General features: G+C 44.9%; 1 protein-coding gene. It reads left to right on the forward strand.

The window, feature by feature from the left end; all coding sequences use genetic code 11:
• A partial coding sequence (locus tag ACFIO3_RS14480; RefSeq protein ID WP_375704722.1) for a hypothetical protein occupies positions 1–792 on the forward strand: 792 nt, incomplete at both ends.

Below are 792 nucleotides of genomic sequence, written 5' to 3' on the forward strand. Positions count from 1 at the left end.
ATGGAATGGTTCTCGGCGGAAGGCAGGAGGGGGCTGGTCAATAAACGAAAATTGGTCACACATGATAGAAAAGACTGTCACACAAGCATTTTCGCATAAACCAACTGTTTCGGGGGTAATACAATCTAGTGGCAATCTTATTATTAACGCTGATACCATTGACAACCATTATAGCTCTATGAGAGCAGGGGGAAATGCCGATATCCACGCCAATGTGCTGACCAATTTAGGTGCAACGGCTTATAAAAAAACCTATATGGGTTGTAATGCCAATATCCAGGATGGTTATTGTTATGGTTATAAAGCTGATGGAAGCCGCGATGTTTCTTTAGATATAGCCAATGGCAAGGATCGCCAGATTGGTTCAGAAGCTTTGGAGAGCGTTCCTGGTCTTGTCCAAGCGGGTGGCACGTTGAATTTGGTGGTCGATCAACTCAATAACACGGCAGCGGAAGGTTCCATTACAGGGGATGCGCATTTTAAAGCACAAGCAGTTGAAGGCAATCCACTGGAGTCCTTAAGTGGTTTAACCGGGGCTGGCGCTCTCTTTACACCAACAGTCGATCTCAATAATGCGGGGGAACTTGCTGAGGGGCTTCCTTTACCAAAGCCCCAATCGGGTGGGGTTGGGGGCACGCTACCCAATCAAAATTTCATTTATGAAACGCGGGCAGAATTTCTTGATGTCGGCAAGTTTTATGGCTCAGCCTATTATTTGAACAGAATTGGTTACAATCCTGACAGAGAGATTTTTTTCTTAGGCGATGCTTATTTCGAAAAGGAATTGATTGA

It is taken from the genome of Bartonella sp. AD328YNZD (assembly GCF_042196425.1).